The sequence below is a fragment of the Pseudenhygromyxa sp. WMMC2535 genome (genome assembly GCF_011083025.2).
Genome location: NZ_JABJWV010000001.1, coordinates 7,630,336 through 7,642,284, shown reverse-complemented (window position 1 = coordinate 7,642,284; position 11,949 = coordinate 7,630,336). Strand labels below are relative to the sequence as shown.

Below are 11,949 nucleotides of genomic sequence, written 5' to 3'. Positions count from 1 at the left end.
CCGTCGTCGGATGTTCCGGCGGCGGGCGTGTCCTATGGGCGGGAAGCTGGCCTGCTAGCAGGCCAGCTGCGCGCCGGCCACCGTCCTCAACCCCTTGAAATGACGCATGTTGGCGTTGGCAGGCGGCTTGCCAAGCAAGCCGGGCATGCGCCCGCTCGACGTCCTCGCCAGCTTGCACGAGAGCTTCGTACATCTGCTGGGCACGCTGCTCTGCCAGGATCCGCAGACGCTGGTCGCCGCCATCTCTCGCGCACGGGGAGCGCTGCCGCAGGGGACGCTGCGGCGACGTCCGACGAGCTTCGAGATCCCCGCGCTCGTGCGCCGTGCACATCTTCGAGTCGCGGACATGCTGATCACCGTCGATGGCGACGACGGGCGGGCGTGCTTCGTCTTCGTCGTCGAGTTTCAAGACGTGGTCGATCAGGCCAAGCGTTGGCGGTGGATCGAGCTCAGCGCCGCCGCTGCGGCCGAATTCCAGGCGCAGTCTCAGCTGCTCGTCTTCGCCATCGCGCCAGGCGTCCGCCGGTGGATCAGAGGGCTGCTCCCCCAGCTCGAGCCGAGCCCCGTGCTCGTCGAGGCGGTGCACGTCGATCTTCTCGTAGGTCTCGAGGATGCACGCAGGCGTCCGCTCGCCACGATCTTGGGCGCGCTCGTGCACGCGAGATCCGAGACGCCGCGAAAACGACGGATGGCCGGTATACGGGCCGCCCTGGTCGCGCTCACGAACCTCGACGACCGACTGATGCGGCGCTACGGTGTGCTCGTGTCGATGGCAATACCAGGTTCAATGATCGAAGAAGCCACATCTCAGCTGCGCGAGTCGGGCGTGGTCGAAGACCCCGAGCAGGGAAAGCTCGAGGTGGTCGGGGACATGAGCGAGCTTGGGGCGCTCGAGGGCTTCGTCCGCACCAGCTACGCGTTCAGTCTCGGTGAGCGAGAGGGAAGGGCGGAGGTGCTCCGCGCGAGCGTGCTCGATCTCCTCGAGGTCCGCGGCGTCGCGCTGACGAGCGAGGCCCGGGAGCGTGTGCTCGCGTGCAAGCAGCCCGACCAGCTCCAGCGTTGGTACGAGCTGGCCAAGTCTCAGGCGCCCCAGGCCATCGAGGCGCAGCTACTCTCGAGCTGAGGACATGGTTCTCGAGCGCAGGCGACCCACGAAGCGCTCGATTCGGGCCTGAGTTTTGGGTCCGAGTTTCGAACCCAGGATTCGAATCTAGATCGTCGCTTCGCGCAGCCGAGCCAGGAGCACGTCGATGGCCACGCGGTTCTCCCCACCTTCGGGGATGATCAGGTCCGCGGTGCGCTTGCTCGGCTCGACGAACTGCAGATGCATCGGCCGGACGGTCTCGTAGTACTGCTTGCGCACGGACTCGAAGTCGCGCCCGCGATCACGCATGTCCCGGCGGATCCGCCGGATCGCACGGATGTCGGCCTCGGTGTCGACGAAGATCTTCACGTCGAGCTCCCGGCGCAGGCGCTCGTCGACGAACACCAAGATGCCCTCGACGATGACCACCGGCGCAGGCACGACGCGCTGGGTGTCGGGGAAGCGCCGGTGGGTCTTGAAGTTGTAGATCGGGACGTCGACCGGGTTGCCGGCCTTGAGATGCTGGAGGTGCTCGACGAGCAGCTCGGTCTCGAGGGCCTCGGGGTGGTCGTAGTTCAGCGCGTGGCGCTGCTCGAGGCTGAGGTCGGGCCGGTCGCGGTAGTAGCTGTCATGCCGCAAGGTAGCGACCAGCTCCGAGGGGAGCGCCGACGCCAGGGCGTCTGCGACGGTGCTCTTGCCCGAACCGCTTCCGCCGGCGATTCCGATGACGAGGCTGGTATGAGGCCGGTCGGACATCGGCGCGGAAGATAGCAACAGGGCGTCCCCCGATGCCCCGCGCTTTATGCGTTCCGAGCAGCGGATAGCTCACGTGAAAACGCTCGCCTGCGCGCCACAGATGCGGGCGAGGAGGGGAGCGTCGTGGCGGCGAGTCGCCGGCTATCGGTTGCTCACTTGAGGAGGCCGGCCTTGCGGGCCTCTTCTTCGGAGATGCAGTCCTCGTCGACCTTGTTGTCGCAGTCATCGTCGACCTTGTTGCAGATCTCGACGGTGCGGATGTGCGTGGGCATGCACTTGATGGAGCCGGTCACGCATTGTTTGATGCCCTCGGCGCAAGCGCCGGCCTGGCCGGTCTTGCAGCTGGCGCCGGTACCCTCGACGTCGCCGTCGTCGATCTCGCCGTCGCAGTCGTTGTCCCTGCCGTCGCAGACCTCGGCCGTGGGAGCCTTGGCGGTGGCGCTGCACACCGACTGGGTACCGTCGGCGCTGCACGAGTAGGTGCCCTCGGCGCGGCATTCGCCCTCACCGGCGAAGCACTTGGCGCCCTCACGCTCGAAGCCGTCGTCGACCTTGCCGTTGCAGTCGTCGTCGATCTTGTTGCACAGCTCGCGCTCGGGGAGCACGGCGCCGTCGCAGGTCGACCAGAAGCCCTCGGCGTCGCAGACGCGGAGGCCCTCCTGGCAGATGCCACGGCCGGCGGTGCCCTCGGGGCCTTGCTGGCCGTCGGCCTGGGTGTAGCAGGGCTCCTTGCTGGACGGGTAGCACTCGGCCGACTCGCGCTGGCCGGCTTGCTTGCGGGCCTTGGCGAGCTCCTTGTCGACGTCGCTCATGCCCTTGGGGGTCGAGCAGCCTGCGACGAGGCCAGCGCTGAAAGCCATGCAAAGAATGAAAGACAGACCGCGGGGGCGGACGGACTCGAGCATGCGCCCAGGATACAATGTCCGATGCGCGTGTCACAGGTCTGCTGTACGCCTGTTCCCGATGCCCGGCTGATCACCGACTGATCCGTGGCCGTGCGAGGGCGCCGATCAGCTGATCGCAGGAGGGGGGCTCTGGTCGCGCCGCGCTCGTGATACCCTGCGCCGGATCCGTGTCCGTCGTCGGTAGGGCATATCTCGGCGTCTGCCTCTTCCTCTTCATCCTGGGGTTGTTCTGGTTCACGCTCGTGCTCCAGGAGAACCGGGCTGTGGTCGAGGTGGTTCTTCTGGTTCCACGCTTCGACTTCGCCGATCCGCTGATCCGTCAGCGCTTCGCGGTCCCGCTGATCGGGATCATGGCGGGGTGGGGCGCGGGCGTGAGCTTGCTGCTGTTGGGTATCACCGTGGTGCCCTTCCGCATCCGCAGCATCGCGCTGCTCCAGCGCCGCCTGCGGGAGCTCGAGCGCGAGATCCTCGAGCTGCGCACGCTGCCCCTGCGCCAGCAGGAGGAGGACGAGATCCTCGCCGCGGAGGCGCACCTCGACATCCGCGCCAAGAAGGTGATGACGGAGAAGATGCGCCGCGATCGCATGCTTCAGCAGGACATGCTCCAGCAGGAGACGAGCAGGCCGGAGCTGCCCGCGCGCGGCAGCGCGAGCGCCCGCCCGTCCGTGGGCGGCCAGGGTAGGGGCAAGCCATGAGCTACGTATTCGTGGCTCTGATCTGCCTGCTGGTCGGCTTCGCGGTGGGCTGGTGGTACATCGCGCCCATGCGCCCGGTCCGCGAGAACCTCGCGCGGCGCAACCGCGTGCTCTATGAGCTCGCCGAGGGGGACAGCGAGAACGTCGCCCAGGAGCTCGAGCAGATCTGCGAGACCGAGCCCGGCGATCCCACCGTGTTCCTGGCCCTCGCGGCCCTCGATCGCCGCAGGGGCCGCGTCGAGCGGGCCAAGGCCGTGCACCGCACGGTGCTGGCCTCGGCGGATCTTCCCTCGGAGCAGCGCGTCGCGGCGCTCGTGGGCCTGGGCCGGGATCTCCTGGCGCAGGGCAACGAGCGGGCGGCAGTGGGTGCCCTCGTGCGGGCCGCGAGCTTGGCCCCGCGCTCGGTGGCGACCCTCGAGACCCTGGCCAAGGCCCTCGAGCGGGCCGGCGCCTGGGAGCGGGCGGCCGCGGCCTGGGAGCGCCTCGAAAAGCAGGTCGAGGGGCGCCGCGCCCAGGAGGCCCGCGTCGGTCGTGGCCACGTCGTCGCGGGTCAGGCCAGCGAGGCGCTCGAGGACGGCGAGGACAAGAAGGCTCGCAAGCTGGCCGAGCGGGCCGTGGACCTCGCCCCCGACAGCGGCCACTGCTGGGCCGTGCGCGCCCGGGTGGAGGCCGAGTTTGGCGACCCCAGCGAGGCCCTCGAGTCCTGGCAGCGCGCCTGGGAGCTCAGCCCCGCGGGCGCGCGGACCATCGTCCCCGAGGCCTGGGAGTGGGCGAGCGAGCACGGCCGCCAAGGCGACCTGATGGAGCGCATGCTCTCGAGCCTGCGCATCGCTCGTGAGCCTCACCTGGTCGTCGCGCTGGCCGAGCGCGTGGCTCGCCAGCACCTCGATCAGGCCGCGGCGGCCCTCGAGCGCGTCGCCGAGCGCAGCCCCTCGGCCCAGCTGGCGCTGATCCGCATGCGTCTGGCTCGCGGCCAGCGCGAGCAGGCCAGCGAGGCGGCGATGCGGGCGCCCGCGAGCTCGGGCCTGCTGTGCCGCCGCTGCAGCGCGACCATGGAGCGCTTCAGCTTCCGCTGCCCCAGTTGTGGGGCGTGGGACTCTGCGACGACAGTGGGGCTAGAGGGCTAGTAGGCTCTGGGCCAGGGGATGAGCGGTGGCTGAGGAGCGCAGCGGTGGGACAGAGGGTGCCAGGGCGGAGGCCAAGGGCGCCCAAGCAGGCGAGGCCGAGCGCCGGCGCTCGTGGTGGCTGTGGGGCGTGCTGCTCTTCGTCCTGCTCTGCCTGATCTTCTTTCGCCGGGTGCTGCTGCCCTTCGTGTTCGGGGCGCTCATCGCCTACCTGCTCGAGCCCCTGGTCCGCCGCATCGGCCCGCGCATCGGCCGAGCCGGGGCCGTGGCCGTGGTCTACGTCGTCTTGCTCGGGCTGCTGGTGGGCTTCTTTGGCGGCCTGCTCCCCGGGGTGATCTCCGACCTCGCCCGGCTCAGCGAGTCGACCCCCGAGGCCGTGCAGACCCTCAACGACGAGTGGCTGCCGCGGGCCAGCGCGTGGTTCGAGTCGACCTTCCCGGGGCTCCTGCCCGCCGAGTCGACCCCGCGCGGGGTCCAGGAGAGCGCGAGCGAGCTCGTCGTCGAGCCGCTCGACGACGGCAGCTACCGCGTGGATCTGCGCGAGCTCCACCTCGAGGTCCACGACAGCGGCGGCGGCTGGGTGATCCAGCCCGACCGCCCGCGCCAGGACAGCTTCGGCGCGATCGTCCGCGACCTCGTGGCCAGCAAGGGCGACGAGCTCACCGAGGCGGCCGCGGCCACCGTGCGCGGGGTGGTGACCGGCGTCGCCGCCTTCCTCACCGACTTCGTGCTCGCCTTCCTGGTCGCGGCCTTCGTGCTCGTCGACCTCGATCGCATCCAGCGCTTCATCCGCTCGCTGATCCCCCCACGCCACCGCGAGCAGCTCGGAGAGCTGATCGAGGGGATCGACGAGGGCATGGCCGGGGTCGTCCGCGGGCAGATCCTGATCTGCCTGGTCAACGGGACCTTGGCCTACATCGGCCTGCGCCTGTTCGGGGTCCACTACAGCCTGCTCCTCGCGATGATCGCGGCGCTCTTCAGCGTCGTCCCGGTGGCGGGGATCTTGGTGGCCACGATCCCGATCATGGGGGTGGCGCTGCTCTCGGGGGACGTCGGCCTCTCGGGCCTGGCCTTTGGCAAGTCCGCGGCCATGCTCGGCTGGCTCGTCGTCATCCACCTCTTCGAGGCCAGCTACCTCAACCCCAAGATCATCGGCATCGCCTCCAACATCCACCCGGTGGTGCTGCTCTTCGCGCTGCTCGCCGGCTTCGAGGTCGCCGGGGTGCTCGGCCTGGTGCTGGCGATCCCCGTGGCCAGCGTGGTCCAGACGGGGGTCATCTACGCCCGCAAGCGCGCCAACGTGGGGCGGCCGCGCAAACGGACCACGCGCCGGGGTCTGCGCTCGGCGAGCCACCCGGCGGCCGGATCGGGCTCGCGTCCCGTGCTCGTCGACGACGAGCCCAAGGAGCCCTGAGCCGGCCGTGGCTCAGATGAGCTGCCACATGATGATGGCGACGGCGTCGGCGATCTCACGCCAGTAGGTCTGGCGAACAGCGTAGCTCTGCTCGATCTGGATGCCTCCGTTGCCGCCAGCCGTCAGCCAGTTGACGAAGTTTTTTGGCGAGTCTCCGTTGAAAAGGTCGTCTGGTTGGGCGATGTAGACCTCGAGGTTGGAGTTACCAGTCATCATCAGGATCGCGGCGCGGATGGCCTGCTTGAGCTCCAACGGTCCTCCGCCGCCAATGAGCACGGATCCATTGCTCATACCGTGGAAGGATACGGCGTAAGCAAAACCACGGTTGGCGACCGCGGCGAGCCCTGGGTGGCTCCTCGTGCTCAAGTCTTCGCTCGTAATATGCCATCGATCATATGAACCTCCGCCTTGACGATAGCCGCGACATATCCAGGACGAGGGGTTCTTGCTGGCCAGGACCTGGCGCAGGCGCTCGGCTTGCTTGTCGGTGCGGGACTCGATCCAGCCGCCGTGGGCGGCGCAGGCGATCAGCCCCGTGTGGCTGTCGTCGTCGATGAGTTCCTCGATGAACTCACTTTGGTTCTTGGCTGCGTTGATGCTGTTGGTCGAGGCGAAGATCGAGGTCCGCAGCTCGGCCTGCGTGTCCTCGGAGGTGCCCAGCCGCTGGCGTCCCGAGAGCCCCATGCGCACCGTGAAGATGTCGTTGTTGTCGGAGAGGATGCTCTTTACGGTGTACAGCGCGTAGTTATCGCTGTCTCGCGTGATGCGGACCTGGTCGCCGATGTCCAGGTCGGCCATGGCTGCGAGCTCTGGGGTGATCGAACAAGCACATTCATCCGTGATCAGCGTGAGCTGATTGAGGAAGGCGTGGCGGACGGAGACGTCCTTGGAGAACCCGCTGACCGGGACCTGTTCGGGGCCGTCGCTCTCGACCTCATCGACGAAGGGGGAGGGCTCGTCATCGTCCCAATTTCGCAGCGTGTCGGGGGCGTCCTCGTAGTCGCAGCCCTGGCTGAGCAGGGGGAGGGTCGCCGCGCCGAGCAGCTGCATGAAGCGTCGGCGGTCGAAGTCATTGGCCAATGGGGGGGGAGTGGCGTTTCGTACGTTCACTTGTTTTCATCTCCAGCGAGGGGTGACGGCCAGCTGTAAATGTAAGACCCGTAACGCGCACAGCATGGCATTCGTGAGCTTGTATGTGTAGATCTATTTTCGCGCACGTGTCGATTGATTAATTCAGTATATTTATAAAATGGTCGAAATCGATTGGTACTGTCTCTATTGGCATATCGGTGACTACAGGGCCACGGGCTGGCGGCGGGGGGGGCGTTCGATACGCCGGCTCACGTGTGGGCCCTGGGGTGCGCTGACGCGCCGGTGTACAACCTCGGGGATGACCGCAGCGAGCGTTCACCCCTCCCACACCGACCAAAACTCGGAGCTGCTTCGATGAGCGGTCGACCCTCGGGCGGCGTCGGCAGCCTCTTCCTGGTCGACGCGAATAACTTCCTGTTTCGGGCGTACCACGCCCTGCCGATGCTGACGGCCCCGGATGGGCGCCCGGTCAATGCCGTTCATGGCTACGTTCGCATGGTTCAGGCCGTCCGCAAGGAATTCGCGCCTCAATATCTGCTCTCGGTGTTCGACGCCAGCGGCGGCAAGAACTGGCGAAAGGACCTCTACGCCGAGTACAAGGCCAACCGGCCGCCGCCCCCGGAGGACCTGCGCCCGCAGATCCCTCTGGTCCGCGAGGCCACCGACGCCCTGGCCATCCCCTGGGTCGAGCACCCGCGCTACGAGGCCGACGACCTGATCGCCGCCTACGCCGAGGCGGGGGCCAAGGCGGGCCTCGAGGTGGTGATCGTGTCGACGGACAAGGACCTCATGCAGCTCGTGCGTGGGGACGACGACGCCCGCGACGGGAGCGTGCGGCTGTGGGATACGATGAAGAACCGCCGCGTGGGCCCGGTGGAGGTCGTCGACAAGTTCGGGGTCGCGCCCGAGAAGCTCGGTGATCTTCTGGCCCTGGCCGGCGACAGCAGTGACAACGTCCCGGGGGTCGCGGGCATCGGGCCCAAGACCGCCGCGAGCTTGCTCGACGAGTACGGCGATCTCGAGGGCATCTTGGCGAGCACCGACAAGATCAAGCAAAAGAAGCGCCGGGAACGCCTCGAGGAGCAGGCCGATCTCGCCCGCCTCAGCCGGGAGCTCGTCGCCCTGCGCACGGACTACGACCTGCCCAAGACCCTCGACAGCCTCGTCGACAAGGGGCCGGATCGCGCGACGATGGAGGCCTTCTTCGGCCCGCTGGGCTTCCAGGCCACGCTGACGGGGGCTGTGCGCAGCGGCAGCGGCTCGCGCCGGGTGGCGCCGCAGACCCTGGCCGACACCCTCACCAAGCTCGACTCCCTGAAGGTGGACGGCGCGGCGACGGTGGTGATCGAGGGCGATCAGGGCGAGGCCCTCGACGTGTTCCTGGCGGCGGCCCGAGCGGCGGGCGGCCTGGGCTTCGAGCTGCAGCTCTCCGGCGAGGACCCCCTGCGCGCCGACGTGATCGGCGTGGCCCTGGCCATCCCCGGCGGCGAGGCGGGGAGCTTGGCCCAGCCGCCGATCTACCTGCCCCTCGGCCACCGCAGCCTCAGCGACGGCGAGACCAAGCAGTGGGCGCAGGCCGAGCTCTTCGCCAAGCTCGGCCCGCTGCTCACCGACGCGGCCCTGCCCAAGTACACCCACGCCCTCAAGAACCAGGAGGTCGTGCTGCTCGGGCCGGGGCTGGAGCTCTCCCCGCGGGGCGTGGGGATCGACACCATGTTGGTCTCCTACACCCTCGATCCCGCGCGCAGCGACCACGAGCTCGCCGGGCTGGCCAAGGATCTGGGCGGTCACGCGCTCGCCGATCGCGAGAGCCTGGTCGGCAAGGGCAAAAAGCGCGTCGGCTACGATCAGGTGGACGTGGCCATGGCCGCGCCCTGGGCTGGCGAGCGCGCGGGCCTGATAGCGACTCTGGGCCCGCACATGGCCAAAGCGGTCGAGGACGCCGGCGAGCTCAGCGAGCGGCTCTACCGAGACATCGAGCTGCCGCTGACCACGGTCCTCGCTCGCCTCGAGCGGCGCGGGATCCTCTTGGACAAAGACGAACTCGGGCGCCAGGCCGAGGAGCTGGGCGAGCAGGTCGACGCCCTGCGCGCCGCCATCGAGGAGGAGGCGGGGCACCCCGTCGACCCCAACTCGCCCAAGCAGCTCGGCAAGCTGCTCTTCGAAGAGCGCGGGCTGCCGGCCAAGAAGAAGACCAAGACCGGCTACAGCACCGACGCCGCGACCCTCGAGGAGCTGAGCCTGCTCGATCCGATCGTCAAGCACATCCTCGACTACCGCAGCCTGGCCAAGCTCAAGGGCACCTACCTCGACACCCTGCCCACGCTGGTCAACCCCGACACCGGCCGCCTGCACACCCACTTCCACCAGGCCGTGGCCGCGACCGGGCGGCTGTCGAGCAGCGACCCCAACTTGCAGAACATCCCGATCCGCACGGACCAGGGGCGTCGCATCCGCCGCGGCTTCATCGCTCCCGAGGGCAAGCTGCTGGTCACCTTGGACTACTCGCAGATCGAGCTGCGCGTCCTGGCCCACCTGTCCAAGGACCCCAACTTGTGCCGCTCCTTCGTCGAGGGCGCCGACGTCCACCGGCGGACCGCCGCCGAGGTCTTCGAGGTCTCCGAGGACGAGGTCAGCGACGAGCAGCGCCGGGTGGCCAAGGCCGTCAACTTCGGGGTGATCTACGGCCAGAGCGCCTTCGGCCTGGCGCGCCAGCTGGGCATCCCCCAGGGCCGGGCGGGGCGCTACATCAAGGCCTACTTCAAGAAGATCCCCGGCGTGGCCAGCTACATGACGGCGCTGATCGACACGGCCAAGGACACGGGCTTCGCCGAGACCATCTTTGGTCGCCGCCGGCGGATCCCCGAGCTGCGTCGGCGCGGGTCCGTGGCCCGCTCCTATGGCGAGCGCATCGCTCGCAACACGCCGATCCAGGGCAGCGCCGCCGACATCCTCAAGATCGCCATGGTCGAGGTCGAGCGCCTGCTACAGACCAAGGCGTGGGCGCGGATGCTGCTCACGGTCCACGACGAGCTGATCTTCGAGTGCGACGCGGAGCGCGTCGAGGCGCTCGTGAAGCTGGTCAAGCCGGCCATGGAGGGCGCGGCCAAGCTCGACGTGCCGCTGGTGGTCGAGGGCGGCTGGGGCCCGACCTGGGAGGCCGCCAAGGGCTGAGGCCAAGGCTGAAAAACAAAGGGCCCGCGACCGCTTCGAGCGGGGCGGGCCCTTTGTTTTGCAGGAGCGCTCAGAGCCCGCAGACCGCCCCTTCGTCGGCGCAGCCGAAGCTGGCGGGGTCTTGGTTGGCGTCGAAGCGACACTGCACGCACTCCGGGGCGTTGAAGTCGCCGAGGGTGCACTGGCCCAGGAAGAAGCACGCCTGGATCGCGCAGATCTGCAGGTCGAAGAGGGCGCTCGCCTCGTCGTCGGGCAGGTCTGCCGTGCACTCGTCGATGCAGGTCTGACCAAAGTCACCGCACTCGACAAGGCAGGCCGTCCCGTCGGCGCAGGTCCCTCCGCCGGTGGTGGTGCTGGTGGTCGTCGTGGTCTCGGTGGTCTCGGTCGAGGTCGTGGTCTCGGTCTCGGTGGTCTCGGTGGAGGTCGAGGATGTCTCGGTCTCGGTCTCGGAGCTGGTGGTCTCCGTGGACGAGGTCTCGGTCGAGGTCGAGGATGTCTCGGTCTCGGTCTCGGTCTCGGAGCTGGTGGTCTCCGTGGACGAGGTCTCGGTCTCGGTGGTCTCCGAGGAGGTCGAGGAGGTCGAGGAGGTCTCGGTCTCGGTCTCGGAGCCGGTGGTCTCCGTGGACGAGGTCTCGGTCCAGTCCGTGGTGTCTTCCCAGTCCTCGCCCCAGTCGGGCTCGGTCTCGCCCCAGGTGTCGAGCGGGGTGGTGTCCCAGGTGCCCGTATCGATGTCCGCGATGGTGTCGTTGGTCCCGCTCGCGGTGGTCTCGTAGCTCCACGTCTCACCGATCTCGTCACCCACGCTCTGCGCGTCGATGATGGCGTCGGTGCGGCCACAGCCGGCCAGGAGCGAGATGGCGGCCAGCGACAGGCCAATGCTCGAGCGAAGACAAGACATGATGGACCTCATGTTGGCATACCCACGGGAGATTTGCGCAAGGTCGCGGACAATCGTCACGCGGGGCGACGCGAGCGCCTGTGCTCCATCCGCGGAGCCGGGGCGTTGATGGCCCGCGGCTGGGGATCCTTCATGGCCAGGCCGTGGCGAGCGGGCCGGCCGTCGTCGTCTGGCCGCGCTCAGGCGGGCTCGCAAAAGCGGTCTCGGATCACTCGCCAGTAGAGCGCGTGCTCAGCGCGAAGCACTCGCTGCTGGAGTGATTCCGGGGTGTCGCCCTCGGCCACGGGGACCGGGATGTGGGCGAGCACGGGGCCCTCGTCGTAGCGAGGATCGACTAGGTGGACCGTGGGCCCGGACTGCTCCACGCCCGCCTCGAGCACGGCTCGGTGCACGTGCAGGCCGTACATGCCCTTGCCGCCGAAGCGGGGCAGGGGACCGGGGTGGATGTTCACCACCCGATCGGGGAAGGCCTCGAGGATCCGCGGGCTGACCAGGGCGAGCCAACCGGCGAGGACGACGACGTCGATCTCGTGGGCGCGCAGGAGCTCGAGGATCCGGCTGTCGGGGTCGGGCTGCTCGCGCAGGTCGACCCCGCGCAAGTTGACATGGACCTCGGGGATCCCGTGTTTGCGGGCGCGCTCACGGGCGCCGGCCTTGGCCTTGTTGACGATCACCAGGGCCACGGGCGCAGGCAGGTCCCCGCGCTCGTGGGCGTCGATCAGCGCCTGGAGGTTACTGCCGCCGCCGGAGGCGAACACGGCCAGGCGGGGGGGCGACGGGGCTTCGGGCATCGGCGCCGAGCATATA

General features: G+C 68.7%; 10 protein-coding genes. 5 read left to right on the top strand and 5 right to left on the bottom strand.

Annotated elements, in window-relative coordinates; genetic code table 11:
* The first annotated feature begins 127 nt into the window (after positions 1-127).
* Positions 128-1,123 (top strand): hypothetical protein, encoded by a 996-nt coding sequence (locus G6O69_RS29665; RefSeq protein ID WP_217909939.1) that lies wholly within the window; start codon positions 128-130, stop codon positions 1,121-1,123.
* A gap of 87 nt (positions 1,124-1,210) precedes the next feature.
* Here G6O69_RS29665 and udk read toward each other — a convergent pair whose 3' ends face one another.
* Positions 1,211-1,840, bottom strand: coding sequence for a uridine kinase (gene udk, locus G6O69_RS29660; protein ID WP_172306840.1), 630 nt, complete (start codon positions 1,838-1,840; stop codon positions 1,211-1,213).
* 152 nt (positions 1,841-1,992) lie between these two features.
* Positions 1,993-2,700: a MopE-related protein gene (locus G6O69_RS40705; protein WP_255215906.1), complete on the bottom strand. Its 708-nt coding sequence runs from the start codon at positions 2,698-2,700 to the stop codon at positions 1,993-1,995.
* A 212-nt stretch (positions 2,701-2,912) separates the two neighbouring features.
* Between G6O69_RS40705 and G6O69_RS29650 the strand changes: the two genes are divergently transcribed.
* Genes G6O69_RS29650 through G6O69_RS29640 form a run of 3 tightly spaced genes read left to right on the top strand, consistent with a single transcriptional unit; the run spans position 2,913 to position 5,978 of the window.
* Positions 2,913-3,440 (top strand): hypothetical protein, encoded by a 528-nt coding sequence (locus tag G6O69_RS29650; protein ID WP_172306839.1) that lies wholly within the window; start codon positions 2,913-2,915, stop codon positions 3,438-3,440.
* Positions 3,437-4,567, top strand: a complete 1,131-nt coding sequence (locus G6O69_RS29645; RefSeq protein ID WP_172306838.1) for a tetratricopeptide repeat protein — start codon at positions 3,437-3,439, stop codon at positions 4,565-4,567. The genes G6O69_RS29650 and G6O69_RS29645 overlap by 4 nt, the downstream gene beginning before the upstream one ends.
* 25 nt (positions 4,568-4,592) lie before the next feature.
* Entirely contained in the window at positions 4,593-5,978 is a 1,386-nt protein-coding gene (locus G6O69_RS29640; protein WP_172306837.1) for an AI-2E family transporter, read from the top strand.
* Positions 5,979-5,990: 12 nt separating this feature from the next.
* Here G6O69_RS29640 and G6O69_RS29635 read toward each other — a convergent pair whose 3' ends face one another.
* Positions 5,991-7,058, bottom strand: coding sequence for a poly-gamma-glutamate hydrolase family protein (locus G6O69_RS29635; RefSeq protein WP_172306836.1), 1,068 nt, complete (start codon positions 7,056-7,058; stop codon positions 5,991-5,993).
* A 366-nt stretch (positions 7,059-7,424) separates the two neighbouring features.
* On the opposite strand from G6O69_RS29635, the gene polA reads away from it, so the two are divergent.
* Complete coding sequence (polA, locus tag G6O69_RS29630) at positions 7,425-10,244, top strand: DNA polymerase I (protein ID WP_172306835.1); 2,820 nt, start codon at positions 7,425-7,427, stop codon at positions 10,242-10,244.
* Between the two features lie 70 nt (positions 10,245-10,314).
* Here polA and G6O69_RS29625 read toward each other — a convergent pair whose 3' ends face one another.
* Complete coding sequence (locus G6O69_RS29625; RefSeq protein ID WP_172306834.1) at positions 10,315-11,142, bottom strand: hypothetical protein; 828 nt, start codon at positions 11,140-11,142, stop codon at positions 10,315-10,317.
* A gap of 179 nt (positions 11,143-11,321) precedes the next feature.
* On the bottom strand, positions 11,322-11,933 hold the full coding sequence (purN, locus tag G6O69_RS29620) for a phosphoribosylglycinamide formyltransferase (RefSeq protein WP_172306833.1): 612 nt from the start codon (positions 11,931-11,933) through the stop codon (positions 11,322-11,324).
* Between the last annotated feature and the right edge of the window lie 16 nt (positions 11,934-11,949).

What these genes read in the sequence shown, in the direction of transcription:
- G6O69_RS40705 (WP_255215906.1), bottom strand. Translation starts at nt 2,700, where the DNA reads ATGGCTTTCAGCGCTGGCCTCGTCGCAGGCTGCTCGACCCCCAAGGGC.
- purN (WP_172306833.1), bottom strand. Translation starts at nt 11,933, where the DNA reads ATGCCCGAAGCCCCGTCGCCCCCCCGCCTGGCCGTGTTCGCCTCCGGC.
- polA (WP_172306835.1), top strand. Translation starts at nt 7,425, where the DNA reads ATGAGCGGTCGACCCTCGGGCGGCGTCGGCAGCCTCTTCCTGGTCGAC.
- udk (WP_172306840.1), bottom strand. Translation starts at nt 1,840, where the DNA reads ATGTCCGACCGGCCTCATACCAGCCTCGTCATCGGAATCGCCGGCGGA.
- G6O69_RS29645 (WP_172306838.1), top strand. Translation starts at nt 3,437, where the DNA reads ATGAGCTACGTATTCGTGGCTCTGATCTGCCTGCTGGTCGGCTTCGCG.
- G6O69_RS29625 (WP_172306834.1), bottom strand. Translation starts at nt 11,142, where the DNA reads ATGTCTTGTCTTCGCTCGAGCATTGGCCTGTCGCTGGCCGCCATCTCG.